Consider the following 25,607-nt stretch of genomic DNA (forward strand, 5'->3'; position numbering starts at 1 on the left):
GCGCCAGATGGAGCATGACGATGGAGTCCTTGCCGCCGGAGAAGAGAATCACCGGCCGCTCGAACTCACCCGCCACCTCACGGAAGATGTGCACCGCCTCGGATTCGAGCGCGTCGAGGTGGCTGAGCGCATATGGACTGTCGGTGACCGTCGTCATGCTGCGTCCCCTCTGTTCGGTGCTCCGGCCGGGTGCGCCGGGGCTGCGGTGGTCATGGTCTGATGCGGCCGGTACGGGCCGGTCCTGCGCGGGAACGTACCCCCGGCGCGTGCGCCGTAGCCATACGCGCCCTTGCCGTGCGGGGAGCCGCGGTGCGATCCCGTCACAGAACGCCCCGCTCGGTCAGCAGCGCGTGGAGCGCCGCCGCCGACTCCTGGACCGTCTGGTGCTGGGACTCGATCCGCAGATCGGGCGACTCGGGCGCCTCATAGGGGTCGTCCACCCCGGTGAGTCCGCTGATCTCGCCGGCCGCCTGCTTGGCGTACAGACCCTTCACATCGCGCTCGGAGCAGACCTCGACCGGGGTCGAGACATGGACCTCGACATAGGGGGTGGACTCGGCCGCGTGGCGCTTGCGGACCGCGTCCCTGCTGTCCCGGTACGGTGCGATCACGGGCACCAGCACGGTCACCCCGTGGGAGGCGAGCAGTTCGGCGACGAAGCCGATCCGCTGCACATTGGTGTGCCGGTCCTCGCGGCTGAAGCCGAGGCCCGCCGAGAGGAATTCGCGGATCTCGTCCCCGTCGAGGACTTCGGTCCGGCGTCCCTCCGCGCGCAGCCGCTCCGCCAGCGCGTAGGCGATGGTGGTCTTGCCGGCGCTCGGCAGCCCGGTGAGCCAGACGGTGGCTCCAGTCACGTCGTTCTCTCCCAGCGTTGTCATCAGCCGTGCAGCCCGCATTCCGTCTTTCCCCGTCCGGCCCAGCGGCCGGCCCGTGCGTCCTCGCCCTCCAGCACCCGGCGGGTGCAGGGCTCGCAGCCGACGGAGGCGTAACCGTCCATCAGCAGCGGGTTGGTGAGGACGCCGTGTTCGGCGACATAGCCGTCCACATCGTCCTGGGTCCAGCGGGCGATCGGGGAGACCTTGACCTTCCGCCGCCGCTCGTCCCAGCCGATGACCGGGGTGTTCGCCCGGGTCGGGGACTCGTCGCGGCGCAGCCCGGTGGCCCAGGCGTCGTATCCGGCCAGGCCCTCCTCCAGCGGCTTGACCTTGCGCAGGGCGCAGCAGAGATCGGGGTCGCGGTCGTGCAGCCGCGGGCCGTGCTCGGCGTCCTGCTCGGCCACGCTCTGCCGGGGGGTGAGGGTGATCAGCCGTACGTCCATCACCGCCTCGACGGCGTCCCGGGTCCCGATGGTCTCGGGGAAGTGGTAGCCGGTGTCGAGGAAGACGACATCGACACCGGGAAGGGCGCGGGAGGCGAGATGGGCCACGACCGCGTCCTCCATCGAGGAGGTGACACAGAAGCGGGGACCAAACGTTTCGGCGGCCCATTCGAGAATGGTGAGCGCGGAGGCGTCCTCCAGGTCGCGCCCCGCCCGCTCGGCCAGCTCGCGGAGTCCGGTGGTGCTCACCGCCGTCATATTCGCTCACCCCCGTCGTCCGTTCCCGGGGCGCGCTGGAAGCCGCGGCTCAGCAGACCGAGATACTTCAGCTGAAAGGCCCGGTTGCAGGCCGCGCACTCCCAGGCGCCGTGGCCCTGTTCGCTCGGCCGCAGATCCTCGTCACCGCAGTAGGGGCAGTAGAAGGGTGCCGCGCGCTCGCTCATGACAGCGCCTCCTCGGAGGCGCGGGCGGCCCAGGTGGCGAAGCGCTCGCCGTCCTCGCGCTCCGCCTGGAAGCGCAGGACCACCCGCTCGACGTAGTCGGTGAGTTCGGCCGAGGAGACCTTGAGACCGCGGACCTTGCGGCCGAAGCCTGGCTCCAGGCCGAGCGCTCCGCCGAGGTGGACCTGGTAGCCCTCCACCTGGTTGCCGTCGGCGTCCAGCATCAGCTGGCCCTTGAGACCGATGTCCGCCACCTGGATACGGGCGCAGGCGTTCGGGCAGCCGTTGACATTGATGGTGAGGGGCTGGTCGAAGTCGGGCAGCCGGCGCTCCAGCTCATCGATGAGCGAGGCGGCGCGGCCCTTGGTCTCGACGATCGCCAGCTTGCAGAACTCGATGCCGGTGCAGGCCATGGTGCCGCGCCGGAAGGGGGAGGGGGTGACCCGCAGATCGAGTGCCTCCAGGCCGGCGACGACCGATTCGACGCGGTCCTCCTCGATGTCGAGCACGATCATCTTCTGCTCGGCGGTGGTGCGGATCCGGCCGGAGCCGTGGTCCTCGGCCAGCTGGGCGACCTTGGTGAGGATGGTGCCGTCGACCCGGCCGACCCGGGGCGCGAACCCCACGTAGAACCGTCCGTCCCGCTGCCGGTGCACACCCACGTGGTCGCGCCACTGCTCCACCGGCTGGTCGGGCGCGGGCCCGTCGGCGAGCTTGCGGAGGAGGTACTGCTCCTCCAGGACCTGGCGGAACTTCTCCGGACCCCAGTCGGCGACCAGGAACTTCAGCCGGGCGCGGGTGCGCAGCCGGCGGTAGCCGTAGTCCCGGAAGATCGAGATGACGCCCTCGTACACATCGGGGACCTCGTCCAGCGAGACCCAGGTGCCGAGCCGGACACCGATCTTGGGGTTGGTGGAGAGGCCGCCGCCGACCCAGACGTCGAAACCGGGGCCCAGTTCGGGGTGGTCGACGCCGACGAAGGCGATGTCGTTGATCTCGTGGGCCACATCGAGCTGGGGTGAACCGGAGATCGCGGACTTGAACTTGCGGGGCAGGTTGGAGAAGTCCTTGTTGCCGACGATCCGGCGGTAGATCTCGTCGATGGCGGGGGTGCCGTCGATGATCTCGTCCTCGGCGATGCCCGCGACGGGCGAGCCGAGGATGACCCGGGGGGTGTCGCCGCATGCCTCGGTGCTGGAGAGCCCGACCGCTTCGAGCCGGCGCCAGATCTCCGGCACGTCCTCGATGCGGATCCAGTGGTACTGGACGTTCTGCCGGTCGGTGATGTCGGCGGTGCCGCGGGCGAACTCCTGGGAGATCTCGCCGATGACCTTCAGCTGCTGTGTGGTGAGCCGTCCGCCGTCGATGCGGACGCGCATCATGAAGTACTCGTCGTCCAGCTCCTCCGGCTCCAGGATCGCGGTCTTGCCGCCGTCGATCCCGGGCTTGCGCTGGGTGTACAGACCCCACCAGCGCATCCGGCCGCGCAGATCGGCGCCGTCGATGGAGTCGAAGCCGCGCTTGGAGTAGATCGTCTCAATGCGTGTCCGCACATTGAGACCGTCGTCGTCTCTCTTGGCCTGCTCATTGGCGTTCAGCGGCGTCATGTGGCCAACGGCCCACTGGCCCTCGCCGCGATGGCGTCCGGCTCTGCGCCGGGGGGCGGCGGGGGTGGGCTTTTCAGGGGTGGCGGCCATGGCGGTTTGTCCTTCGAGACTGCGGGAGGGCGGCTCTGAACTGCACACTCGCGGGTGGCGCGGCGGTGCGCAGGGGGTGACCGGTGATCTCAGGGGTGCTCAGCCGGGGAGGTCCGAGGGCAGGAGAGCTGCGGAAGCGTGGTGCGGGCGTGGAGCGCGGAACGCGGCGGTGTGGCGCGGTCGTCGCGGCGGTGCGGCGACCGGGCGGACACGGGGAATGACGCCCCAGCCGTGCCGGCCTGTCAGCAGGCGGGACAGATGGCGCTGGACATGCGGCCGAGATCGACGTGCCGCCGACTCACCAAGGCAATTCCAGTTCCAGACATGGCGGAAGCCTGTCACGGCGATCGGACGACAGTCCACCGTTATCCGCATAGTGGACAGCATCGTCTCGCCTGACGAGACACTGTTCGGTCGGTCACTTGGCCGCGCGCCCGGCTTCGCCCGGTTCGCTCAGGTCGTGGCGCGTTTTCGCCGTCCCGGTCGGCGGGACGACGGGCCGGTCGGAGCGCTGAAGGGCTGTCCGCATGGCGGGACGCCGGGCCGGTCGGGGGATCCGGCGCCGCCGCGGCGCCGGATCGGGCGATGGTGCGGAATTGACCCGGTGATTGCCGCGTGATGACCCGGCGCCGCCGGGCGCCCGGCGGGGGAGCGCCCGCGACCGCCCGGCGGCTGGTCAGCGGGGTGCGCGGACGGCCGGAGCCGCTCGCGGCGGCGGGGTCAGGGGTGCTCGGGGTGGGAACCGGGCCAGGGGCCGGGGTTGGGCCGCTCCGGCTCCTCGGCCGTCTTGGTGTCGCAGAGGACGAATCCGCGGCGCAGGTAGTTGTCCATCGCGTGCGGCCCGTCCAGCGAGCAGGTGTGCAGCCAGACCCGCTTCGTCGGCGCCAGATCCGGCCACCGGTCCGCCAGATCCCAGGCCCGCGCCACGGCGCACGACAGGAGATGGCCGCCGATCCGCCGCCCCCGGAAGGCCGGGATCAGCCCGAAGTAGACGATCTCCACCGAGCCGTCGTCCCGGGCCGCGATCTCCGCGTATCCGGCCGGGGTGCCACGGTCGTACGCCACCCAGGTCTCGGTGCCCGGCCTGCCGAGCGCCTCCTCCCACTCCGCGTAGGTGAGCCCCAGCCGGTCCGTCCACTGGATGTCCCCACCCACCGAAGCGTAGAGAAAACGGCTGAACTCGGGCGAGGGCACCTCCGCGCGGACGATGCGCACCTCTTCCGGGGGTGCGGCGGACGGGCGCTGCGCCGCGGCGTCGGTCTGCTCCAGATACCAGGTGGTCACTACGGTGTTCATACAGGTCAGGGAAGCACGCCGGGCCGTTCGGGACGAAGCCGGGGCACCACCTCGACCCGCACTCCCTCCGCGAACCGGTACGGGCGGCTCGCCAGGACCTGGGCCAGATGCCGCCGCAACCGCGACATCTCCGCCCGTACCGTGACCGTACGTGACGGATCACCGAAGAGATCGCCGGCCAGCTCCGCCGCGCTCCGGCCCTCCCGGTGGAGGGCCAGCGCCCGCAGCAGCTCGGCATGGCGCGGGCTCAGCTCCTGGGTCCAGCTCCCCGTGGCGCACGACACCGTCACCGACGCCCGCCGGGGTCTGCTCAGATCCAGCACCACCCGGGTCGCCGCGTCCGCCGCCGGGTCGTACTCCTCCACCCGCACCAGCCAGCCGCCCGGCAGCGGCTCCATCGTGCACATCCCGAGCGACGGCAGCCAGCAGCGCCCGTCCGCCGGCGCCCTCGGCAGGGTGAGCCGGCCCGGCGGCGGCATCCCCACCACGGCGGCCGGCCAGCCATTGGGGTCCACCGCCACGGCCCGGCCGGCCAGCCGGCCCAGCAGCGGGGCCGCGACCCCGCGCAGCCGGTCCAGCGCCGCGAGATGCGCGGTCCGCAACTCGGCCTCGGCGAGCCGGGTCACCGAGGTCACCAGGGCGAGTGTGGTCGGATGCAGGGTGGACAGCGGCCCGCAGGCGGTGATCACCCCGAGCAGCCTGCCGTCCCGGGGGTCGGTGACCGGTACCCCGGCACAGGTCCACGAGTGATGCGCGGCGACGAAGTGCTCGGCCGCGTGCACCTGGATCGGCCGCCGCGTCACCAGTGAGGTCCCCACGGCATTGGTGCCCATGAATTCCTCGCTGAGATCGGCGCCGAGGACGAAGCCGTGCGCGTCCGCCTTCCGCAGCACGGCGGTCTTCCCCTCGCGCCACAGCAGCCGCCCCTCGGCATCGGCGACGATCATCACGTGCTGGGCCGCCTCCGCGATCGACACCAGCCCGTCCCGCAGCACCGGCAGCACCTCCCGCAGCGCCGAGTCGTACCGCCGCCGCTCGATCTCCTGAAGCGGGAGCAGCCCAACCGGACGGATCCGCTCCGGATCCACCCCGTCGCGCAGCAGCCGCCGCCAGGAGTCCGCGATGTCCGCGCGCGGCCCCACCGGCGGCCGGCGCCCGCTGAGCGCCGCCTCCCGCACCCCCTTCAGCAGACGGATCGCCTCCGAGGCGTCCATGGCGGCGAGAGTGGCCAGATCGATCGGTCGGGTCTGCACGCGGGTCCTCCTGCGCGGCGAAACTGTGCGGGGCCGATAAGGGACACGGCCGGGGACCGCGTACGGGTCGTCCGCCATCCGCCGTAGGAGCCGATACGCTCCGGCCCGTACGGCATATGGCTGCAACCCCCTGCAACCCTCGCGGACGTGCGCGCGCATGTACGAGGGTGAGCAGCGCGAGGGGTGGTGCCGTGTCGGCGCAGCACCACCCCGAGCATGATCATCCACTACGCGCGGGTGTCACACCACCGCCCGGGCCCGCTCCACCACCGCCCCGAGTCCCAGGGTGTGCGGCAGGGTCCCGAACGCCGACCCCCAGTCACCGCCCAGCCGCGAGGCGCAGAACGCGTCCGCCACCTCCGGCGGAGCCCAGCGCACCAGCAGCGAGCCCTGGAGCACCAGCGCCATCCGCTCCACCAGCCGCCGCGCCCGCGCCTCCGCGCCCGCCAGATCGGCCAGCTCCGTCAGCAGCGCCTTGATCGCGCCGTCCAGCCGGTGATCGGCGCCGCGCGCCGCCCCCACCTCCTCCAGGAAGGCGTTCAGCGCCAGCGGCTCCCGCTGGAGCGCCCGCAGCACATCGAGCGCCTGCACATTCCCCGATCCCTCCCAGATCGAATTCAGCGGCGCCTCCCGCAGCAGCCGGGGCAGCCCCGACTCCTCCACATAGCCATTGCCGCCCAGACACTCCAGCGCCTCGCCCACCACCGGCGTGCACCGCTTGGTCACCCAGTACTTCGCCGCCGGCACCGCCAGCCGGAGAAACGCCCGCTCCGCCTCGGTGTCCGCGTCGTACGCCGCCGCCAGCCGCAGCCCCAGCACCGTCGCCGCCTCCGACTCCAGCGCCAGATCGGCCAGCACATTGCGCATCAGCGGCTTGTCGATCAGCGGTCCGCCGAAGGCGCTCCGGTACGCGCTGTGGTGGATCGCCTGGGCCACCGCCTGGCGCATCAGCGCCGCCGAGCCGACGACACAGTCCAGCCGGGTCGCCGCCACCATCTCGATGATGGTCCGCACCCCCCGGCCCTCGTCCCCGACCCGGCGCGCCCAGGTCCCGTCGAACTCGACCTCGGCCGAGGCGTTCGACCGGTTGCCCAGCTTGTCCTTGAGCCGCTGGATCCGGAAGACGTTCCGGGTCCCGTCCTCCAGCACCCGGGGCACCAGAAAACACGTCAGCCCGCCCGGCGCCTGCGCCAGCACCAGAAAACCGTCCGACATCGGCGCGGAGCAGAACCACTTGTGCCCCGTCAGGACGTACTCGCCGGCCGCGTCCAGCGGCCGCGCCTCCGTCGTGTTGGTGCGGACATCGCTGCCGCCCTGCTTCTCCGTCATCCCCATGCCGAGGAGATTCCCGGCCTTGGACGCGGGCGGCAGCAGCCCCTCCGTGTACACCTGCGAGGTCAGCCGGGGCTCCCACGCGGCGGCCAGCCCCGGATCGGTCCGCAGCGCGGGCACCGCCGCATGGGTCATCGACAGCGGACAGCCCTGCCCCGACTCGGTCTGTGTCCACACCAGGAACCCCGCGGCGCGCCGGACATGCCCCGACGGTCTTCCCCAGGCATTGGTCAGCCCGGCCCCGACCGCCCGGCCGAGAAGTTGGTGCCACGCCGGATCGAACTCCACCTCGTCGATCCGGTTCCCGTACCGGTCATGGGTGCGGAGCACGGGCGAGTGCTCATTGGCCCGCACCCCCCGCTCCCGCGTCCGCGCCGAACCGGCCTCCCGGCCCAGCGCGCTGAGTTCCGCCCGTACCGTCTCGATGAGCTCCGGCCCGACATGCCGCTCCACGGCCTCGGCCAGAGCCCGGTCCGCGCGGTACACGTCGTACCCGACCAGGGGCGGAGCCTGGTTGGTCACTGTGTGGGTGCTCGCTGCCATGCCGATACGGTAAGGAGGTGCAGGCAGCAAATGAAACACCCGAGCGGCCACCGGGCAGACTCCACCGGGCCCGAGTCCTCTACCGCAACGTCTCCAAGCGGAAGATGACCTGGCTGCTTCTGAAGGACACCGTCAATTCGTGCATCGAGTACCGGATCCTCGGGCTCGCCGCCGAGGCGGCGTTCTTCACTCTTCTGTCCCTGCCGCCCCTCATGCTGGGGCTGCTCGGACTGCTCGGCTACATCGACGACTGGACCAACACCACCACGGTCGCGTCGATCGAGGCGAACATCCTCAACGCGGTCGGCACCGTGCTGTCCGAACGCGGCGTCAACGACATCGCCAAACCGCTCCTGGCCGACGTCACCCACGGCGGCCGGCCCGACCTCATCTCGATCGGCTTCGCCATCGCGCTCTGGTCCGGCTCGCGGGCGGTCAATGTCTTCATCGACACCATCACCGTGATGTACGGACTCGACGGCCACCGGGGCATCGTCGCCACCCGGCTGCTGGCGTTCCTGCTCTACATCATCGCCCTGCTGATCGGCGCGGTGGTGCTGCCGCTCGCGGTGGCCGGCCCCGACCGGGTGGTGGAGTGGATCCCCTGGGGCACCACGGTCGTCACGGTCATGTACTGGCCGGTGGTGAGCCTGCTCTCGATCGCCTTCCTGACCACGCTCTACCACGTCTCCGTACCCGTGCGCTCGCCCTGGATCGAGGATGTGCCGGGTGCGCTCGTGGCCCTCGCGATGTGGGTCTTCGGCAGCTTCCTGCTCCGGATCTACCTCACCAGCACGGTCGAGGGCCCGACCATCTACGGCTCGCTGGCCGCGCCGATCGCGGTACTGCTGTGGATCGGCATCTCCGCCTTCGCGGTCCTCGTCGGCGCCGCCGTCAACGCCGCGATCGACCGGGTGTGGCCGGCCGCCGCGACCGCGGCGGCCCGTGCCGCCAATGAGCGGGTGCGCGCCGCACAGGCGGCGGAGGTACTGGCCCGGGCGCGGGCCGCGCACATCTTCGCCGCCTACGACGAGGACGAGGACGACGACGAGGACGACGACGGCGGGGGCTCCGGGGACATGCCCTCGGAATTCCCGGAACGCTGGTCGCGCTTTCTGCCCCCGGACGATGTCCGCTCCCGGCTGCACGGCAACCACCACCAGAAGCCGCCGCCCGCGCCGCCGGGCCCGGGGGAGTGAGCGGCTCCTCCCGGCCCTCCGGGACCGGGTACCGGGAACGGCCCTCCGCGCTCCGGGGCGCCGTCGTCTGGGAACAGCCGCACTCCGGCGCCCGCCCGGTCCTTCCCGACGGCTGTATGGACCTGCTCTGGACCCCCGGCCGGCTGCTCGTGGCCGGACCCGACACCCGCGCGCAGGCCCCCACCGCCCCGCCGGGCACCCGCTTCGCCGGCATCAGGCTCGCCCCCGGCACCGCACCGGCGCTGCTCGGGGTCCGCGCCCGAGAGCTCCGCGACCGGCGGGTCGCGCTCGACGGGCTCTGGAACGCCGCCGAGGCGCGCCGGCTCACCGAGCGGGTCGACGCCGCCGCCGACCCGGCGGCCGAGCTGGAGCGCATCGCCCTGGACCGGGCCGCCCGCGCTCCCTCGCCCCCGGACCCGGCCCTGGCCGAGGTCGTGCGCCGGCTCCGCGAGGGGCGTACCGTCGCCGACACCGCGCGGGCCGTCGGCCTCGGCGCCCGGCAGCTCCACCGCCGCTCGCTCGACGCCTTCGGCTACGGGCCCAAGACCCTCGCCCGCGTACTCCGCCTCCAGCGGGCGCTGGCGCTGATCCGGGACGGTGTGCCGTACGCCGCCGCCGCGCCGGCGGCGGGCTGCGCCGACCAGGCGCATCTCGCCCGGGAGATGCGCGAGCTGGCCGGTACGACGCTGACCGCCTACACGGCCGCCTTCCCGGGCGCGGTGTCCTTCCCGGGGGCGGTGTCCTTCTCGGGCGCGGTGTCCGCGAAGAGCGAGACCCCGGTCCCGTCCGGGTCCAGGATCACCGCGTAACGCTGTCCCCAGACCGCGTCCCACGGCGCGAGATGCCCGGTGTACCCGGCCGCCGTGAGCTCCGCGTACACCGCGTCCACCTCCCCGGCGTCCGCGCAGCGGAAGGCGAGCCCGGAGCGGTCGCCACCGCTCGGCGGGGTCCACCCGGGGTCGAAGGAGCGGATGACGTCCTCGGTGTCCCACAGCAGCCGTACGCCGCCGGGAAGGGTCACCTCGACATGAGGGGCGGTCTCCGCACCGGGCGGGATGTCGAGGCCGAGCCGGCGGTAGAAGGCGAGCGAGGCGGCCATGTCGGACGCGACGAGGCTGATGGAGTCGAAACGTGGAGTCATGGCGCCACGGTAGAACGGGACCGGGCGCCCGGTCTTGAACGAATCGGACGTGCGTGGCGCGGGCGTGTGCGGCGCGGGCGTGTGCGGCGCGGGCGTGCGTGGCGCGGGCATGCCCCGGGCGGGGCCGCCCGGGGAGGATCGCGGCCCCTCGCCGCGGGGCCGCGATCCGTTTCCGCTCAGTTCGCCGCGGCCCGGCTCGCGCTCTCCGCCTCCGGCACCCGTGCCCCCGGCGTGAGCAGCCGCTCCGCCAACTGGCCGAAGACCAGGCCGAACACCGTCCACAGGGTCACCTGGATGGCGAGTGTCGCCAGCCGGAACTCCCAGACCACCGCGGCCGGGAAGCCCTTCGGCACCTCGTCGAACGACGGCAGGAACGCATAGGCGAGCCCCACCGCCACGACGAAGCCGGCCGCCGCGGCGACCGTCGCCCACCAGGTGCCCAGCCGGGGCACCAGCCGTTTCCCGAGAATCACCGCGGCCACCGCGAGCAGCACACTCAGCACGATCATCAGGAAGTACAGCCCGGTGCGCTGGCCGATGGTGTCCGGATCGCCGACCGCCGGCGGATTCGGCGGATACTTGAAGTACGGCACCACATACACCGTCACCAGCGCGCCGAGCGCCACCAGCGCGGCCGTGGCCCGCGGGCCGAACCGCCCGACCCGGCCGAGCGCCACACAGTAGGCGAGGGCCGCGATGCCGCCGATGGCGACACCGAAGACCAGCACGCCGGTGGCGAGTCCGGCCGTCGACTGCATGACCCGGCTGACCAGTTCCTCGCCGCCGTGCTCATGACTGTTGCTCTCCTCGAAGGCGATGGCCGAGTCGACCGGACCCTCACCGAGGAAGTACGCGACCAGCATGGCCGCCGCGCCCGCGATCAGGCCCGCGAGCATGCCGCGGACCAGCAGGGCTCTCACAGATATGGAGTTCATGGATCAGCGCGCGCCTCAGTGGCAGGGGAAGCCGAGAAGATGACGCCCGTCATGGACCCACTCGTGCACGGTCTCACCGGCGACCAGCGAGACCGCGCCCTGCTCCGCCCCGACGAAGTAGAGCAGGACCAGCATCAGAATGCCGAAGAAGACCGCCCAGGGAGCTATCGCCTTCAGCGATATCGGGGCGATGGCCGGTGCGGCGCCGGCGTTGGGGGGCACAGCGGACTGAGCCATGGCAGAACCTCCTGAGGGAACACGCGTCCCGGTCGTGGTGCCTTGTGCGTGATGCGAGGGCGGCGGGTCTGACTCTCCGCCCCGCGGGCGCGGGACGGGAACACAGTGGCGCGACCGTGCCGGATTTCCACCGGACTTCCGCCGACCTTCGTCATGTACACGTGACCGTATCGCTTGCGGAGGCGGTCCGCTACGGTGCGTGGTGGCCGAAAATGAATGAGCGGGAGGTGGCGGTGACGATCCGGCTGACGCTGGTCTCACCCGCGATGACGGCGGCGCTGCGGGAGGCGCGGTTCGAGGCGGATGCCCCGCTCGACGCGGCGGGGCTGCGGGCCGTGCGGGCGGCGCGGGCGGCGCGGGCCGCAGCCGGGTCCCTGCCGGCCGCCGGCCATGCCCTGAGCGGGCCCTCGCTGCGGTGCCGCGAGACCGCCGCGGAGTTGGGGCTCACGGCGCGGGTCGAGCCCGGGCTCACGGAGTGGCGGCTCGGCCGCTGGCACGGCCGCACCCTCGCCGAGGTGAGCGGGGCCGAACCCGACGCGGTCTCCGCGTGGCTCACCGACCCGTCGGCCGCGCCGCACGGCGGGGAGACCCTGCGGGAGCTCTGCGCGCGGGTGGGCGCGTGGCTGGAGTCCCTGCCGCCGGACTCCGGCCGGGTTGTGGCGGTCGCCGACGCCGCGGTGATCCGCGCCGCCCTGGTCCACGCGCTCGGGGCGGGGACGGAGGTCTTCTGGCGGCTCGATGTGGCGCCGCTGAGGGGGGTGGAGCTGACGGGGCGGGGTGCGCGGTGGAATGCGCGGGTGGGGTGGGGGCTGTAGCTGGGGTGGCGTTTCCGGGGCTCGGCCCCGGGTCCGGCGCGGCTGCCTTCGGCGGGGCTGTTGTTGGTGCGGGTTGCCTGTTTCCCCGGGTGGGGTTCTTGTGTGTGCGGGTTGGGTGCCGCTCCGGTTCGGTACTGGGGCTGCATGATTTACGGCGCGGTCTCCCGGTCTTGTTCTGTTCGCCCGGGTTTGCGCCACAAATCACGCTTGATGCCCCAGTACCGCTCCTGCGCGTCCCCCTTTCCGCGAGTAAGCCCAGTGCGTGATGACAGTGGTCTGTCCGTCCGTGCGTCCCGGGACGGTTTCACAAGGCGGGGAACCCCGCTCCGGAACGTCACCCGTGGGTGAGTGGGTGACGGGCGTCAGAGTGGGCGGGTGCTTCTGGGCGGGCGCTCCCGCACGAGAACAAGCCCGGGGGTGGTGGGGGGCCGCTTATCGGGCGACGCTCGTGGAGGGGGTGTGCAGGGTCGTCCCCGGAAGAGCCGGCGGTAAGACCGGGGTACGCAGGACAAGTGGGCCGGTTTCCGCCGGCTCTGAGGAGTCGAGCCCGGAGGACCCCCAGGCCGCCATGACACAAGCACTCCCGCCCCGTACCCGCGCCCCGGAGGGGAGTGAACGGAACAAGACCCCGAGGCACCGCAAGGCGCCGAAGGCGTCTGAAGGCCCGCACCCCGGACAACCCGAACAACACAGGGCACGAGGCGCACAAGAAGAGCCCCGCACCCGGGACCCCGAACGACGCGGGCGGGGACGCGACACCGCCCACGCACCCGCCCGCACCCGTGAACGAGGGCAAGCAAATTCAGCCTCGCCGGCGATTGAGGCGCCGGGTCCGGGGCGGAGCCCCGGGAAAACACCCGCACCCCGGGACCCCGGACAGCACAAGGCGGACGCGACACCGCCCCCACACCGACCCGCACCCGCGAACGAGGGCAACAAAATTCAGCCCCGCCGGAGGCAGCCGCGCCGGGGCCGGGGCGGAGCCCCGGAAAGGGACCCGCACCACGGGCGAGGGCGCACAAGATTCCGCCCCGCCGGAGGCAGCCGCGCCCGGGTCCGGGGCCGAGCCACGGAAGAACACCGCATCCGCACCCGACCGTTAGGGAGATACCGCTGACCCGGGCGGGCTCCGTCGGGAATGATGGGGCCGCCATGTATGGGGAACCGAACACACCGTTGCCAGTGTCGTCGCGGATGCCGGTCCCGGCACGCGCCCGGGCGCGTGCCGGGACCGGTGGGCGTTCCCATGATCTGTTCGTTCGAGGAGAACCATGAGCAACCCCACAGTCCGCCGCACCCGTCTCGTCGGTACCGCCCTCGCCGGCGCCGCCGCCATCGGTGCGGTTGTCATCGGCGCGGGACCGGCCGCGGCACACGCCGGAGTGTCCGCTTCCAACCCCCGCGCGCTGGCGAAGAACGTCACGATCACCTTCCACTCGGAGGCCGAGTCGGACACCGCGGGGATCGCCAAGCTCCAAGTGGCGCTGCCGGCGGGCATATCGGTGGGGGAGGTGAGCCTGGGGAAGGCGCCCAAGGGCTGGAAGTTCGCGCAGGCCCAGGGCGGATACATCCTCGGCGGGAAGCCGCTCGCGGTGGGTGTGGACGCGGTCTACAGCATTGTGGTCAAGCAGTTGCCGGACGCGAAGTCGCTGGTCTTCAAGACCGTGGAGACCTACGGCGACGGCAAGATCGCGCGCTGGATCGAGGAGCCCCGGGGCGGGGCGAAGCTGGAGAATCCGGCGCCGGTGCTGAAGCTCAAGAGCCCGACCCCGGGGTCCACCCCGAAGAGCGGGGTGGCGCCGGCCACCGAGTCGCCGGTGACCTCGGAGAGCCAGGGGACTCCGGCCCCGTCCGCGACACCGGGGGCGCCGGCGTCCGCGACACCGGGGGCCGACGGGCAGGTGGACACCCAGGCGGCGGCCAAGCCGAAGCCCAAGTCCGGTGACAGCGACAGCGACGGCAAGGGCGGCACGGTGCTCCTGATCGTCCTCGGAGGCGTGGCCGTCGTCGTGATCGGCGTGATCATCTGGCTGGTCAAGCGCCGCAGCCAGGCCGTCAGGTGATCGCCTGTTCCGTCCAGATCACCTTGCCGTCCGGGGTGTAGCGGGTGCCCCAGCGCTGGGCGAACTGGGCCACCAGGAAGAGTCCCCGGCCGCCCTCGTCGGTGCTCGCGGCCTGGCGCAGATGCGGGGAGGTGCTGCTGTGGTCCGACACCTCGCAGATCAGCGCGCGGTCCCGGATGAGGCGGACCCGGATGGGGCCGATCGCGTACCGGATCGCGTTGGTGACCAGCTCGCTCAGGATCAGCTCGGTGGTGAACGCCTCCTCCTCCAGATTCCACTCGGTGAGGGTGCGGGTGACGGCGGCGCGCACCTCGCCGACGGCGGACGGGTCGGAGGGGACCTCCCATTCGGCCACCCGGGTGGCGTCGAGCACCCGGGTGCGTCCGACCAGGAGGGCGATGTCGTCGCGGGGGCGCTCCGGGAGGAGCGCGTCCAGGATCGCCTCGCAGATCTCGTCGGGGGTGCGCTCCCGCCGGCCCGCCACGGTGGTGCGGAGCAGTTCGAGACCCTCGTCGATGTCCCGTTCGCGGTCCTCGACGAGGCCGTCGGTGTACAGCACCAGCGTGCTGTCCTCGGGGAGGTCGAGTTCGAGGGTCTCGAAGGGCAGCCCGCTGAGGCCGAGCGGCGGACCGCCGGGGACCTCGGGGAAGAAGGCGGTGCCGTCGGGGTGGAGGACCAGCGGCTGGAGGTGGCCGGCGCGCGCCACGGTGCAGCGGCCGGTGGCCGGGTCGTAGATGGCGTAGAGGCAGGTGGCGCCGATGACCTGGGCCCGGCCGCCCACCGCCTCGTCCTGGTCGATCCGGGCGACGAGTTCGTCGAGGTGCCACAGGAGCTCGTCGGGCGGCAGGTCGAGGGTGGAGAAGTTGTGCACGGCCGTGCGCAGCAGCCCCATGGTGGCGGCGGCGTGGACACCGTGGCCGACGACATCGCCCACCACGAGGGCCACCCGGGCGCCGGGCAGCGGAATGATGTCGAACCAGTCGCCGCCCACCCCGCCGAGGCCGCCGAGCCCGGCCTGGGCGGGGCGGTAGCGGTAGGAGACGTCGAGGGCGTTCTGGTCGGGCAGCCCGCTCGGCAGCAGACTGCGCTGGAGGGTCACCGCGGTGGTGTGCTCCCGGGTGTAGCGGCGCGCGTTGTCCACGCTGACGGCCGCGCGGGCGACCAGTTCCTCGGCGAGGGAGCGGTCCTCCTCCTCGAACGCCTCGGGGTTCTCCGAGCGCCAGAAGAGGGCCACGCCGAGAATCGCCCCCCGGGCCCGCAGCGGTACCGCGATCATCGAGTGGAATCCGGACTCCACCAGCAGTCTGGCCCGTTCGGGTGACTGCTGTTCCCAGCCGCTGTAGGCACCGAGCTCGCGTTCGAGGATGGCCTCGCCCTTGCCGAGGCCCGAGCCCATGCGGGTGGTCTCCTTGTAGCGGATGCGGGTGCCGAGGGGGAAGTGCGCCGACTGGTGCCAGAGCCCGCCGGCGGCCACCCGGCGCATCTCGACCCCGGTACCGCTGGCCTGGGGTTCCTCGCCGCGCAGCACGGTCTCGGTGAGATCGACGGTGGCGAAGTCGGCGAACCGCCCGGCGGCGAAGCCGACCAGCTCCTCGCAGGTGCGGACCACATCGAGGGTGGTGCCGATCTCGGTCCCGGCCTCGTAGAGCAGTTTGAGCCGCCCCTGGGCGACGTCGGCCCGGCCGCTGAGCGCGCGGAGTTCGGTGGTGTCCCGGAAGGTGGCCACGCTGCCGGGCGGCCCGCCGTCGGCGTCGGTGGTGCGCTGGTTGACGGCGAGCAGCCGGTCGCCGATCTGGTGCACCTCGTCGTTGGCGATCCGGCCCGACTCCAGCAGATGCGCGGTGACCGTGTCGAGCCCCAGCTCGCTCACCTGCCGGCCCTCGACCTTGGGCGGCAGGTTCAGCAGCCGTCTGGCCTCGTCGTTGGCGAGCAGCAGCCGCCCGTCGTCGCCGACGATGACCACACCCTCCCGCACGGCGTGCAGAACGGCGTCGTGGTGCTCGTACATCCGGGTCATCTCGGCGGGGCCGAGGCCCCGGGTCTGCCGCCGCAGCCGCCGGGTGATCAGCGCGGTGCCGCCGGTGCTGAGCAGCAGCACACCCGCCGCGGCCCCGAAGAGCAGCGGGAACCGGTCCTCGACGACATTGTCGACCCGCTCCAGGGTGACCCCGGCGGCGACCAGGCCGATGACCGTCCCGTCGGAGCCGAAGACCGGCACCACGGACTGGACGAGCCGGCCGATGCTGCTCGACACCTCCTCGGTGACGACCTCGCCGTCGCGGGCCGCTTCCACATCGCCCTGGAACTGATTCCCCACCAGTTCGGGCAGCGGATGGGTGTAGCGCAGGCCGTTGACGTCCATGACCACGAGGAAGTCGACATGGGCCCGCTTGCGGACGTTCTCCGTGCTGGGCTGGAGGACCGCGCCCGGATCTGGGCTGCGCAGCGCCGCCTCGATACCCGGCGAGCCGGCATAGGTCTCCGCCACCGCGACCGAGCGGTTGGCGGCCTCGCGCTCACTGGAATTGTGCGACTGGACCACGAGCGCGGCGATCCCGGCCGTCACCAGCAACAGCACGATCGTCACCTGGAGGAGAAAGACCTGGCCCGCGACGGTCCGCATCCTGAGAACCGAACCTGGGCGACCGTTACGTGCGGCCATGTCCTCTTTCTACACCTCCCGCAGCCGGTGGGCTATCCGCGCACGGTAGAACGCGCTGGTCATCCGTGCGACGCGTTTGCGGGAATCCCGTGGTGCGGATGATGCTCCGGGCGCCGATTCCGCGCCGATTCCCCCTCCGCCGGCCGGGCCGGCCCCGCGCACCGGCCGACGGCCCGTCACTCCAGCCGCAGCACCCGCGTCAGCGCCTCCTCCACGGCCCGCTCCGGGTCGAGCACCGCACCCGCCGACCGCCAGGCCACGAAGCCGTCCGGCCGGATCAGCAGCGCCCCCTCACCCGTGGTCCCGTGCACGGCCGTCCAGTCCGCGCCCTCCTCGGGCACCAGATCGGCGAGCGGGCCCTCGCCGATCGCGTACACCGCCAGCGGTACGGAGAGCCGCGCCGCCGCCTTGACCGCCGCGTCCCGCCACGCGGCGCCCGCCCCGCACAGCACCACGGGCACCCGCTCGTACAGATCGAGGGTGGAGATCCGCTCCCCCGTCCGGTCGATGACCCGCAGATGCGGTGCCCTCGTCCCCGGCTCGCCCAGCAGACCGAGGCTCTCCGGCACCACCGGCAGCTCCGGGTCGGCACCGGTGACCGCGCCCCGCGGATAGCGGTAGCCCATGGCCACCGTGAGCATCCCGGCCTGCCTCGCGCCCCGCCCGCCGCCCGGCAGGACCGGCGGCGCGTAACCGGGATGGGCGTGTTCGGCCGAACGGGCGGAGGCCCGCTCACCGGTCGCCCGGGCCACCGGCAGCCGCTCCTCGCCATAGGTCTCCAGCAGCCCCGGGCCCGCCCAGCCGCGTACCACCGCCGCCAGCTTCCACGCCAGGTTGTGCGCGTCCTGGATACCGGTGTTGGAGCCGAACGCCCCGGTCGGGGACATCTCATGGGCCGAGTCACCGGCCAGGAAGACCCGGCCCGACGAGTACCGGCGCGCCACCCGTTCGGCCGCATGCCACGGAGCCTTCCCGGTGATCTCCACATCCAGATCCGGCGCCCCGACCGCCCGCCGGATGTGGTCCCGGCAGCGCTCGTCGGTGAAGTCCTCCAGCGTCTCGCCCAGCTCCGGATGCCAGGGCGCGTGGAAGACCCAGTGCTCGCCGTTGTCGACCGGCAGCAGCGCCCCGTCCGCCCCCGGCCGCACCAGATAGCAGACGATGAAGCGGCGGTCCCCCACGATGGCGCCCAGTCCCCGCGAGGTGAAGGTCAGGCTCACATTGTGGAACAGCTCGCCGTCACCGCTCTGGCCGATGCCGAGCCGTTCCCGTACCGGACTGCGCGGTCCGTCCGCCGCCACCAGGTAGTCGGCCCGTACGGTGGTGTGCTCCCCGGTCTCCCGGTCGGCGATCAGCGCCGTCACCCCCGAGTCGTCCTGCTCGAAGGAGAGCAGTTCGGTGGAGAAGCGCAGCTCCGCCCCCAGCTCCCGGGTGCGCGCGGCGAGCACCGGCTCGATGTCGTTCTGGCTGCACAGGCACCAGGCCGACGGGCTGATCCGCTCGGCCGAGCCGGCCGGGTCGATCTCCCGGAACAGCCAGCGCTGGTCGTCGCCGGTCAGCGAGCCGGCCTGAAGGATCCCGTGGTTGCCGGCGAGGACGGCCGCCGCCTCCCGGATCTCCGACTCGACTCCCGCCCGGCGGAACAGCTCCATCGAACGGATGTTGATGCCCCGCCCGCGCGGATGCGTCGAGGTGCCCGCGTGCTTCTCGACCAGCAGATGCCCGATGCCGTGCCGGCTCAGGAACATCGAGGTGGAGAGCCCCACCAGGGATCCGCCCACGATCAGGATCGGTACGCGGATGACACGGGGGGCTGCGTTTCTTTCGGTCCCTTCCATGCGTTCTCTGTGCCCGCCGGAGCGGCCGTTGCCCCGCCCATTCACCCGCTTGGTGCCCATCTCTCGCGCCACACGTGGTACGGGACCACGATCGATTCACGGGAGCGCCCCGGGCCATTCGGGGGCGACCGTGCGCATCCGCAGGGCGGCCGACCCCCGCCGGGAGCGGATCCCACCTGATGACTGACGACGGGCCATGTCTGTGGCGGCGGCGCGGTCGCGAAGGAGTGAGAACGACAGATGACTACCGTGTCGGAACGGATATCGCAGTCCGCCTTCGACGGCTCCAGGCTTCGGGTCGTCCTGCTGCTGGACCTCTACGACGGCGCTCAGAAGCAGTTCCTGGAGGCGTATGAGCACATGCGCAACCATGTCGCCTCGGTGCCCGGTCACATCAGTGACCAGCTCTGCCAGTCCATCGAGAACCCCTCCCAGTGGCTGATCACCAGCGAGTGGGAGAGCGCGCCGCCCTTCCTCGCCTGGGTGAACAGCGAGGCACATGTGGAGACCGTGCAGCCGCTGCACCACTGTGTACGGGACACCCGCTCGCTGCGCTTCAGCGTGCTGCGGGAGACCGGGCAGGCGTTCAGCGCCGCCCCGCAGGCCCTGCTCAAGGGCGGACTCCAGGCATCGCCCCGGGTCGGCGACGGGGTCGTGCGCCACGCGCTCACCTTCACCGTCAGGCCCGGCAGCGAGAAGACGGTCGCCAAGATCCTCGCCGGATACACCTCCCCGGCCGCCCGGGTGGACGACCACACCAGGCTCCGCCGCACCTCCCTGTTCATGCAGGGCAACCGGATCGTCCGGGCCATCGAGGTGCAGGGCGATCTGATGGCCGCCCTGCGCCATGTCGCCCGGCAGCCCGAGGTGCGCGCGGTCGAGGAGGCCATCAACCCCTATCTGGAGCAGGACCGGGACCTGGACGACTCCAACTCCGCCCGGCTCTTCTTCACCCGCGCGGCCCTGCCCGCCGTACACCATGTCTCCGCCGACGGACCGGCCGACGACGAGGTCAACCGGCATGCGCTCTTCTACCGGGCGAAGCCGGATTGCGGTCTCGCCGTGGCGCGGCTGCTCTCCCGGCAGGACGAGGCGGCCGCCGAGAATCCGGCCGGCCCCATCGTGAGCAGCACCGTCTTCCACCGCGACGACATCGTGGTGCGCCTCATCGACGTCAGTGGCCCGCTCGACGACCACCCGTCCCTCGCCCTCGGAGTACAGGGGCGGCGCAAGGCCGCGGTACTCGCCCGGCTGCTGGCCGACGGCGAGAGCCTGGCGCGGGGCACCGAGGCGGCCCTCGCCCGTCATCTGACCGGCGCCGACATGCAGCTCATCACCGACCGGACGGCTCCGCCGGAGTCCTGACCCCCCGCCGGGCGCCGGTCGAGCCGCCGGCCCGCACCACCGCATCACCGGGAGAAGAGGAACCCAGCATGACCACGCCCCGCCCACTCATCGTGGACCTCAGCGAGACCCAGCCCAACACCCGGCGCGGAGGCGATCTCCGCGCCCTGCTCACCCCGACCGCCGTCGGCGCCACCAGCGGCTTCATGGGCCTGGCGATCGTGCAGCCCGGCGAGCGCATCGGTGAGCACTACCACCCGTACTCCGAGGAGTTCATCTATGTGGTCAGCGGCCGCCTGGAGGTCGACCTGGACGGCGAGCCGCATCCGCTCCGCCCCGACCAGGGACTGCTGATCCCGGTGAACACCCGGCACCGCTTCCGCAATGTCGGCGACACCGAGGCCCGGATGGTCTTCCATCTCGGCCCGCTCGCCCCCCGGCCCGAACTCGGCCATGTCGACACCGAGGAGACCGCCCCGGCCGCGAAGACACCCCCGGAACGGACTGGGGTCGTTTCGTGAACCGGCGGGTGGCGGTCACCGGGATCGGCGTCGTCGCTCCCGGCGGAGTCGGCACCCGGGCCTTCTGGGACCTGCTCGCCGACGGGCGCACCGCGACCCGGGGCATCACCCTCTTCGACCCGGAGGGCTTCCGCTCCCGGATCGCGGCCGAGGTCGACTTCGACCCGTACGAGCGGGGCCTCACCCCCGAAGAGGTGGCCCGATCGGACCGGTACATACAGTTCGCGCTGGTCGCCGCCCGGGAGGCGATACGCGACGCGGGTCTCGACCCCGCCGCCGAGGACCCCTGGCGGATCGGCGTCTCGCTCGGCACCGCGGTCGGCGGTACCACCCGCCTGGAGCACGACTATGTCGCCGTCTCCTCCGCCGGCAGCCGCTGGGACGTCGACCACCGGCCCGCCGGGGACCATCTCCACCGGGCCTTCTCCCCGAGCACCCTCGCCTCCGCCATCGCCGAGCAGATCGGCGCGCACGGACCGGTGCAGACCGTCTCCACCGGCTGCACCTCGGGACTGGACGCCGTCGGATACGCCTTCCACGCCATCGAGGAGGGCCGGGCCGACGTCGTGATCGCGGGCGCGTCCGACTCCCCGATCTCCCCCATCACCGTGGCCTGCTTCGACGCCATCAAGGCCACCTCGCCCAACAACGACGACCCCGAGCACGCCTCCCGCCCCTTCGACGCCAACCGCGACGGCTTCGTGATGGGCGAGGGCGGCGCCGTCCTCGTACTGGAGGAGCTGGAGCACGCCCGGGCCCGCGGCGCCACCGTCCACTGCGAGATCGGCGGGTACGCCACCTTCGGCAACGCCTACCACATGACCGGACTGACCACCGACGGCCTGGAGATGGCCCGCGCCATCGACACCGCCCTCGCCCACGCCCGGCTCGACAGCTCGCGGATCGACTATGTCAACGCGCACGGCTCCGGAACCAAGCAGAACGACCGCCACGAGACCGCGGCCGTCAAGCGCTCCCTCGGATCCCATGCCTTCGACACCCCGATGAGCTCCATCAAATCCATGGTGGGCCACTCACTGGGCGCGATCGGCGCCATCGAACTCGTCGCCTGTGTCCTCGCCATGGACCGGCAGGCCGTCCCGCCGACGGCCAACTACGAGACCCCCGACCCCGAGTGCGATCTGGACTATGTGCCGCGCACCGCCCGCGCCCGGAAGCTGCGCCATGTGCTCTCCGTCGGCAGCGGGTTCGGCGGATTCCAGTCCGCGGTCGTGCTGACCCGGCCCTTTGGGAGGACAAGATGAGCGGCTCCCGGCCCGCCCGGACCCGGCGCACCGTCGTCACCGGACTGGGGGTCATCGCCCCCAACGGAGTCGGCGCGGACGTCTTCTGGAAGGCCACCCAGGAAGGCATCAGCGTCCTGGACCGGATCACCCGCGAGGGGTGCGAGAAGCTGCCGCTCAAGGTCGGCGGCGAGGTGCGCGACCTGGAACCGTCCTCCCTGGTGGAGCAGCGGTTCCTGGTGCAGACCGACCGCTTCACCCACTTCGCCATGGCGGCGGCCGATCTCGCCCTCGCCGACGCCCGGCTCGGCCGCGCCGACTACGAGGGCTCCCCCTTCGAGGTCGGGGTGGTGACCGCGGCCGGCTCCGGCGGCGGCGAGTTCGGGCAGCGCGAACTCCAGGCGCTGTGGGGCAAGAGCCCCCGCTTCGTCGGCCCGTACCAGTCGATCGCCTGGTTCTACGCGGCCAGCACCGGCCAGATCTCCATCCGCGGCGGCTTCAAGGGCCCCTGCGGGGTGGTGTGCAGCGACGAGGCCGGCGGGCTCGACGCCTTCGCCCACGCCGCCGGGGCCATCGGCCGCGGCACCGACGCCGTGGTCGTCGGCTCCGCCGAGGCGCCGCTCGCGCCGTACTCGGTGGTCTGCCAGCTCGGCTACGAGGATCTGAGCACCTGCGACGACCCGGCCCGCGCCTACCGGCCCTTCACCTCCGACGCGCGCGGCTTCGTGCCCGCCGAGGGCGGCGCGATGCTGGTGGTGGAGGAGGAGAACGCCGCCCTGCGGCGCGGCGCCCGGCCGCGTGCGCTGATCGCCGGCCACGGCGCCACCTTCACCGGTCCGTCCCGCTGGCCGGAGTCCCGCCAGGGGCTGGCCCGCGCCATCACCGGCGCGCTGGCGGCGGCCGGGTGCGCGCCGGAGGAGATCGACGTGGTCTTCGCGGACGCCCTCGGAGTGCCGGCGGCGGACCGCGCGGAGGCCCTGGCGATCGGCGACGCCCTCGGGCGGCACGGGCGGAGCGTGCCGGTCACCGCGCCGAAGACCGGGATCGGACGGGCGTACTGCGGCGGGCCGGTGCTCGATGTGGCCGCCGCGGTGCTGGCGATGGAGCACGGGCTCGTCCCGCCGACCCCCAATGTCTTCGACATCTGCCATGACATCGACCTGGTGACCGGCGCGGCCCGCCGGGCGTCCCTGCGCACCGCCCTGGTGCTCAGCAGGGGGCTGATGGGGTCGAACGCGGCGCTGGTCGTCCGCACGGCGGAGGCCGGGCAATGAGGCCGCCCCGCTCCGTGCCGGATCCGGCGCCCCGGTGCCCCGGCCGGAGAACCAGGGCGGGCCCGGCGGCGCGCACCCCGCCCCGCCGCGCCGCGGGGGACACATCCCCCGCCCCCGCGGCGGCTTCCCCCGGTTCCCTCACCTCACAAGGAGAGCACCCATGCCCAACACCGTGACCTCGGACGATCTCGCCGCCCTGATGCGGCAGAACGCCGGAATCCAGGTCGAGCCCGCCGATCTCGCCGCCCGCGCCGACACCCCCTTCGAGGAGTACGGACTCGACTCCCTCGGCCTGCTCGGCATCGTCGCCTCGCTGGAGAACCGGCACGGCGGATCGATGCCGCCGGACGCGGAGAAGTGCCGTACCCCGCGCGAATTCCTCGACCTGGTGAACACCTCCCTGCCCAAGAAGAGCGGAGCCTGAAAGTGCCCGGACACACCGAGAACGAGATCACCGTCAAAGCACCCCTGGACCTGGTCTGGGACATCACCAACGACCTGGAGAACTGGCCGCAGCTCTTCAGCGAGTACGCCTCGGTCGAGGTGCTGGACCGCCAGGGGGACACCACCACCTTCCGGCTCACCATGCACCCCGACGACAACGGCAAGGTGTGGAGCTGGGTCTCGGAGCGCACTCCGGACAAGGAGAGCCGGACGGTGCGCGCCCGCCGCGTCGAGACCGGGCCGTTCGCCCATATGAACATTCACTGGGAGTACACGGAGGTCCCGGGCGGGACCCGGATGCACTGGCGGCAGGATTTCGCGATGAAGCCGGACGCCCCGGTCGACGACGCGTGGATGACCGACAACATCAACCGCAACTCCAAGGTCCAGCTCGCCCTGATCCGGGACAAGATCGAGCAGCGCGACCGGGAGCGCCGCGCCGCCGCCCCCGCGGCCGGCTGACGGGAGGGCAGCGGCCATGACCGATGTCTCCCACTCCGCCGCCCGCTCCGGGCCGGCGGGCGTCCCCGCCCCGCATCTGTCGCTGATCGTGGCCCGGATGAACCCCGGGTCCGCCGACGGCATCGCGGAGCTCTTCGCCGACTCCGACGCGGGCGAACTGCCCCATCTCGTCGGCGTCAGACGGCGCACCCTGTTCCAGTTCGGCGGCGATGTGTATCTGCACCTCATCGAGGCCGACCGGCCGCCGGGACCGGAGATCGAGAAGGTGAACGGCCATCCGCGGTTCCGCGACCTCTGCGACCGGCTGACGGCGTACATCAGTCCCTACGACCCGGCCACCTGGCGCGGCCCCCAGGACGCGATGGCCCGCAGCTTCTACCGCTGGGAGCGCGACCGCTGACCGACCGCCGGCGCCCCGGGCACCTCCCGACCGGAGGACCCGGGGCGCCGGCCGTCCCGGCTCAGCCCGGCACCACCGCTTCGAACGCATGCAGATAGGGGTTGACCGGCCGGATCTCCCCGGGCGGCAGCCCCGCGTCGGTCATCCGCTCCACCATGCTCCGCCGGGTGTGCTTGGCCCCGCCGACATTGAGCAGCAGCAGCAGATCCATCGAGGTGGTGAACTTCATGGACGGTGTGTCGTCCACCAGATTCTCGATCACCACGACCCTGGCCCCGGGCCGGGCCGCCGCGACCACATTGCCCAGCGTGGCGCGGGTGCTCTCGTCGTCCCACTCCAGGATGTTCTTGATGATGTAGAGATCGGCGTCGACCGGGATCTCCCGGCGGCAGTCACCGGGGACGATCTCGGCCCGCCCGGCCAGCGCGCCGCCCTTCCGCAGCCGGGGGTCCGCCTTGGCGACCACATCGGGCAGATCGAGGAGGGTGCCCCGGAGCGCGGGGTGCTTCTCCAGGAGCCGGGCGAGTACATGCCCCTGGCCGCCGCCGATGTCCGCGACCGAGCCGATCCCGGTCAGATCGAGGAGTTCGGCGACATCCTCGGCGGACTGCTTGCTGGAGGCGGTCATGGCACGGTTGAACACCTGCGCCGAGTCGTGCGCGTCCTGGTGCAGATACTCGAAGAAGCCCTTGCCGTAGAGCTCCTGGAAGACATCGCCCCCGGAGCGCACCGCGCCGTCCAGCAGCGGCCAGGCCGCCCAGGTCCAGGGCTCGGTGCACCAGAGGGCGATATTGCGCAGGGTGTGCGGATCGTCCTCGCGGAGCATCCGGGACATCTCGGTGTGCCCGAAGGTCCCGTCCGGCCGCTCCTCGAAGACTCCGTAACAGGAGAGCGCGCGCAGCAGCCTGCGCAGCGGCAGCGGCGCGGCGTTCACGGCGGTGGCGAGCTGCTCCGCGGTGGCGGGCACCTCGCCGAGCGCGTCGGCGACCCCGAGCCGCGCCGCGGCCCGCACGGCCGCCGCGCCCGCGGCTCCGAAGACGAGTTCCCGCAGCCGCATGGCCGGGGGAGGGGAGGCGCCGGCGGGTCCGGCGGGGGTGGGCTTGGTGCTGACGGTGGTCATACGGCCTCGAATCTCCTGGCGGCTGTGGG

At 72.3% G+C, this 25,607-nt stretch carries 25 protein-coding genes, 1 pseudogene and 1 riboswitch; of the genes and pseudogenes, 11 read left to right on the forward strand and 15 right to left on the reverse strand.

Annotation, left to right across the window (positions count from 1 at the left end; all coding sequences use genetic code 11):
- The 9 genes and pseudogenes from AAFN69_RS10590 to AAFN69_RS10630 form a co-directional block, all read right to left on the reverse strand.
- Positions 1 to 157 (reverse strand): annotated as a pseudogene (locus AAFN69_RS10590) (sulfate adenylyltransferase small subunit); the annotation flags it as partial.
- A gap of 163 nt (positions 158 to 320) precedes the next feature.
- The gene (cysC, locus tag AAFN69_RS10595) at positions 321 to 896 is read right to left on the reverse strand and encodes an adenylyl-sulfate kinase (RefSeq protein ID WP_347728124.1); all 576 of its coding nucleotides are present in this window, start codon (positions 894 to 896) and stop codon (positions 321 to 323) included.
- Positions 878 to 1,576, reverse strand: coding sequence for a phosphoadenylyl-sulfate reductase (locus AAFN69_RS10600; protein ID WP_347728125.1), 699 nt, complete (start codon positions 1,574 to 1,576; stop codon positions 878 to 880). Before AAFN69_RS10600 ends, cysC begins: the two co-directional genes overlap by 19 nt.
- On the reverse strand, positions 1,573 to 1,761 hold the full coding sequence (locus AAFN69_RS10605; RefSeq protein WP_347728126.1) for a hypothetical protein: 189 nt from the start codon (positions 1,759 to 1,761) through the stop codon (positions 1,573 to 1,575). Before AAFN69_RS10605 ends, AAFN69_RS10600 begins: the two co-directional genes overlap by 4 nt.
- Entirely contained in the window at positions 1,758 to 3,455 is a 1,698-nt protein-coding gene (locus tag AAFN69_RS10610) for a nitrite/sulfite reductase (RefSeq protein ID WP_347728127.1), read from the reverse strand. The genes AAFN69_RS10605 and AAFN69_RS10610 overlap by 4 nt, the downstream gene beginning before the upstream one ends.
- Before the next feature lie 242 nt (positions 3,456 to 3,697).
- Entirely contained in the window at positions 3,698 to 3,781 is an 84-nt protein-coding gene (locus AAFN69_RS10615) for a putative leader peptide (RefSeq protein WP_313904670.1), read from the reverse strand.
- A gap of 394 nt (positions 3,782 to 4,175) precedes the next feature.
- On the reverse strand, positions 4,176 to 4,751 hold the full coding sequence (locus tag AAFN69_RS10620; RefSeq protein WP_347728128.1) for a GNAT family N-acetyltransferase: 576 nt from the start codon (positions 4,749 to 4,751) through the stop codon (positions 4,176 to 4,178).
- A 5-nt stretch (positions 4,752 to 4,756) separates the two neighbouring features.
- The gene (locus AAFN69_RS10625; RefSeq protein ID WP_347728129.1) at positions 4,757 to 6,004 is read right to left on the reverse strand and encodes a GAF domain-containing protein; all 1,248 of its coding nucleotides are present in this window, start codon (positions 6,002 to 6,004) and stop codon (positions 4,757 to 4,759) included.
- A gap of 240 nt (positions 6,005 to 6,244) precedes the next feature.
- On the reverse strand, positions 6,245 to 7,879 hold the full coding sequence (locus AAFN69_RS10630; RefSeq protein WP_347728130.1) for an acyl-CoA dehydrogenase family protein: 1,635 nt from the start codon (positions 7,877 to 7,879) through the stop codon (positions 6,245 to 6,247).
- Positions 7,880 to 7,896: 17 nt separating this feature from the next.
- Between AAFN69_RS10630 and AAFN69_RS10635 the strand changes: the two genes are divergently transcribed.
- Positions 7,897 to 9,078: a YihY/virulence factor BrkB family protein gene (locus AAFN69_RS10635; RefSeq protein WP_347728131.1), complete on the forward strand. Its 1,182-nt coding sequence runs from the start codon at positions 7,897 to 7,899 to the stop codon at positions 9,076 to 9,078.
- Positions 9,075 to 9,887, forward strand: coding sequence for a helix-turn-helix domain-containing protein (locus AAFN69_RS10640; protein ID WP_347728132.1), 813 nt, complete (start codon positions 9,075 to 9,077; stop codon positions 9,885 to 9,887). Before AAFN69_RS10635 ends, AAFN69_RS10640 begins: the two co-directional genes overlap by 4 nt.
- Here AAFN69_RS10640 and AAFN69_RS10645 read toward each other — a convergent pair.
- From AAFN69_RS10645 to AAFN69_RS10655, 3 genes are all read right to left on the reverse strand, one after another.
- The gene (locus AAFN69_RS10645; RefSeq protein WP_347728133.1) at positions 9,773 to 10,219 is read right to left on the reverse strand and encodes a VOC family protein; all 447 of its coding nucleotides are present in this window, start codon (positions 10,217 to 10,219) and stop codon (positions 9,773 to 9,775) included. The two genes, AAFN69_RS10640 and AAFN69_RS10645, sit on opposite strands and share 115 nt — an antisense overlap.
- A gap of 176 nt (positions 10,220 to 10,395) precedes the next feature.
- Positions 10,396 to 11,154: a CbtA family protein gene (locus AAFN69_RS10650; RefSeq protein ID WP_347728134.1), complete on the reverse strand. Its 759-nt coding sequence runs from the start codon at positions 11,152 to 11,154 to the stop codon at positions 10,396 to 10,398.
- A gap of 15 nt (positions 11,155 to 11,169) precedes the next feature.
- Positions 11,170 to 11,391, reverse strand: a complete 222-nt coding sequence (locus AAFN69_RS10655; RefSeq protein ID WP_347728135.1) for a CbtB-domain containing protein — start codon at positions 11,389 to 11,391, stop codon at positions 11,170 to 11,172.
- 43 nt (positions 11,392 to 11,434) lie between these two features.
- A riboswitch (cobalamin riboswitch) is annotated at positions 11,435 to 11,576 on the reverse strand.
- 48 nt (positions 11,577 to 11,624) lie between these two features.
- Here AAFN69_RS10655 and AAFN69_RS10660 point away from each other — a divergent pair.
- Together AAFN69_RS10660 and AAFN69_RS10665 are read left to right on the forward strand one after the other, a co-directional pair.
- Positions 11,625 to 12,206 (forward strand): histidine phosphatase family protein, encoded by a 582-nt coding sequence (locus AAFN69_RS10660; protein ID WP_347728522.1) that lies wholly within the window; start codon positions 11,625 to 11,627, stop codon positions 12,204 to 12,206.
- A gap of 1,271 nt (positions 12,207 to 13,477) precedes the next feature.
- Complete coding sequence (locus tag AAFN69_RS10665; protein ID WP_347728136.1) at positions 13,478 to 14,269, forward strand: DUF1775 domain-containing protein; 792 nt, start codon at positions 13,478 to 13,480, stop codon at positions 14,267 to 14,269.
- Here the strand turns inward: AAFN69_RS10665 and AAFN69_RS10670 are convergent.
- Both AAFN69_RS10670 and AAFN69_RS10675 read right to left on the reverse strand, forming a co-directional pair.
- Positions 14,262 to 16,931: a SpoIIE family protein phosphatase gene (locus AAFN69_RS10670; protein ID WP_347728137.1), complete on the reverse strand. Its 2,670-nt coding sequence runs from the start codon at positions 16,929 to 16,931 to the stop codon at positions 14,262 to 14,264. The two genes, AAFN69_RS10665 and AAFN69_RS10670, sit on opposite strands and share 8 nt — an antisense overlap.
- A gap of 176 nt (positions 16,932 to 17,107) precedes the next feature.
- Entirely contained in the window at positions 17,108 to 18,769 is a 1,662-nt protein-coding gene (locus tag AAFN69_RS10675; RefSeq protein WP_347728138.1) for an FAD-dependent monooxygenase, read from the reverse strand.
- Between the two features lie 240 nt (positions 18,770 to 19,009).
- Between AAFN69_RS10675 and AAFN69_RS10680 the strand changes: the two genes are divergently transcribed.
- The 7 genes from AAFN69_RS10680 (at position 19,010) to AAFN69_RS10710 (ending at position 24,458) form a co-directional block, all read left to right on the forward strand.
- A complete protein-coding gene (locus AAFN69_RS10680) occupies positions 19,010 to 20,134 on the forward strand; it encodes a SchA/CurD-like domain-containing protein (protein ID WP_347728139.1) in 1,125 nt (374 codons plus the stop codon).
- Between the two features lie 68 nt (positions 20,135 to 20,202).
- On the forward strand, positions 20,203 to 20,634 hold the full coding sequence (locus AAFN69_RS10685; protein WP_347728140.1) for a cupin domain-containing protein: 432 nt from the start codon (positions 20,203 to 20,205) through the stop codon (positions 20,632 to 20,634).
- Complete coding sequence (locus AAFN69_RS10690; protein WP_347728141.1) at positions 20,631 to 21,899, forward strand: beta-ketoacyl-[acyl-carrier-protein] synthase family protein; 1,269 nt, start codon at positions 20,631 to 20,633, stop codon at positions 21,897 to 21,899. Before AAFN69_RS10685 ends, AAFN69_RS10690 begins: the two co-directional genes overlap by 4 nt.
- Entirely contained in the window at positions 21,896 to 23,152 is a 1,257-nt protein-coding gene (locus tag AAFN69_RS10695) for a ketosynthase chain-length factor (protein ID WP_347728142.1), read from the forward strand. Before AAFN69_RS10690 ends, AAFN69_RS10695 begins: the two co-directional genes overlap by 4 nt.
- A gap of 160 nt (positions 23,153 to 23,312) precedes the next feature.
- Positions 23,313 to 23,576 (forward strand): acyl carrier protein, encoded by a 264-nt coding sequence (locus tag AAFN69_RS10700; RefSeq protein WP_347728143.1) that lies wholly within the window; start codon positions 23,313 to 23,315, stop codon positions 23,574 to 23,576.
- A 2-nt stretch (positions 23,577 to 23,578) separates the two neighbouring features.
- Entirely contained in the window at positions 23,579 to 24,058 is a 480-nt protein-coding gene (locus AAFN69_RS10705; RefSeq protein ID WP_347728144.1) for an SRPBCC family protein, read from the forward strand.
- 16 nt (positions 24,059 to 24,074) lie between these two features.
- Positions 24,075 to 24,458, forward strand: a complete 384-nt coding sequence (locus AAFN69_RS10710; protein WP_347728145.1) for a TcmI family type II polyketide cyclase — start codon at positions 24,075 to 24,077, stop codon at positions 24,456 to 24,458.
- Positions 24,459 to 24,519: 61 nt separating this feature from the next.
- Here the strand turns inward: AAFN69_RS10710 and AAFN69_RS10715 are convergent, their stop codons facing one another.
- Positions 24,520 to 25,578: a methyltransferase gene (locus AAFN69_RS10715; RefSeq protein ID WP_347728146.1), complete on the reverse strand. Its 1,059-nt coding sequence runs from the start codon at positions 25,576 to 25,578 to the stop codon at positions 24,520 to 24,522.
- Between the last annotated feature and the right edge of the window lie 29 nt (positions 25,579 to 25,607).

This window comes from Streptomyces sp. CAU 1734, from assembly GCF_039888735.1.
Lineage (GTDB): Bacteria > Actinomycetota > Actinomycetes > Streptomycetales > Streptomycetaceae > Streptomyces.

Coding starts and splice junctions, on each gene's coding strand:
- cysC (WP_347728124.1), bottom strand. CDS start 896: ATGCGGGCTGCACGGCTGATGACAACGCTGGGAGAGAACGACGTGACT.
- AAFN69_RS10600 (WP_347728125.1), bottom strand. CDS start 1,576: ATGACGGCGGTGAGCACCACCGGACTCCGCGAGCTGGCCGAGCGGGCG.
- AAFN69_RS10605 (WP_347728126.1), bottom strand. CDS start 1,761: ATGAGCGAGCGCGCGGCACCCTTCTACTGCCCCTACTGCGGTGACGAG.
- AAFN69_RS10610 (WP_347728127.1), bottom strand. CDS start 3,455: ATGGCCGCCACCCCTGAAAAGCCCACCCCCGCCGCCCCCCGGCGCAGA.
- AAFN69_RS10615 (WP_313904670.1), bottom strand. CDS start 3,781: ATGTCTGGAACTGGAATTGCCTTGGTGAGTCGGCGGCACGTCGATCTC.
- AAFN69_RS10620 (WP_347728128.1), bottom strand. CDS start 4,751: ATGAACACCGTAGTGACCACCTGGTATCTGGAGCAGACCGACGCCGCG.
- AAFN69_RS10630 (WP_347728130.1), bottom strand. CDS start 7,879: ATGGCAGCGAGCACCCACACAGTGACCAACCAGGCTCCGCCCCTGGTC.
- AAFN69_RS10645 (WP_347728133.1), bottom strand. CDS start 10,219: ATGACTCCACGTTTCGACTCCATCAGCCTCGTCGCGTCCGACATGGCC.
- AAFN69_RS10650 (WP_347728134.1), bottom strand. CDS start 11,154: ATGAACTCCATATCTGTGAGAGCCCTGCTGGTCCGCGGCATGCTCGCG.
- AAFN69_RS10655 (WP_347728135.1), bottom strand. CDS start 11,391: ATGGCTCAGTCCGCTGTGCCCCCCAACGCCGGCGCCGCACCGGCCATC.
- AAFN69_RS10665 (WP_347728136.1), top strand. CDS start 13,478: ATGAGCAACCCCACAGTCCGCCGCACCCGTCTCGTCGGTACCGCCCTC.
- AAFN69_RS10670 (WP_347728137.1), bottom strand. CDS start 16,931: ATGGCCGCACGTAACGGTCGCCCAGGTTCGGTTCTCAGGATGCGGACC.
- AAFN69_RS10675 (WP_347728138.1), bottom strand. CDS start 18,769: ATGGAAGGGACCGAAAGAAACGCAGCCCCCCGTGTCATCCGCGTACCG.
- AAFN69_RS10680 (WP_347728139.1), top strand. CDS start 19,010: ATGACTACCGTGTCGGAACGGATATCGCAGTCCGCCTTCGACGGCTCC.
- AAFN69_RS10685 (WP_347728140.1), top strand. CDS start 20,203: ATGACCACGCCCCGCCCACTCATCGTGGACCTCAGCGAGACCCAGCCC.
- AAFN69_RS10695 (WP_347728142.1), top strand. CDS start 21,896: ATGAGCGGCTCCCGGCCCGCCCGGACCCGGCGCACCGTCGTCACCGGA.
- AAFN69_RS10700 (WP_347728143.1), top strand. CDS start 23,313: ATGCCCAACACCGTGACCTCGGACGATCTCGCCGCCCTGATGCGGCAG.
- AAFN69_RS10710 (WP_347728145.1), top strand. CDS start 24,075: ATGACCGATGTCTCCCACTCCGCCGCCCGCTCCGGGCCGGCGGGCGTC.
- AAFN69_RS10715 (WP_347728146.1), bottom strand. CDS start 25,578: ATGACCACCGTCAGCACCAAGCCCACCCCCGCCGGACCCGCCGGCGCC.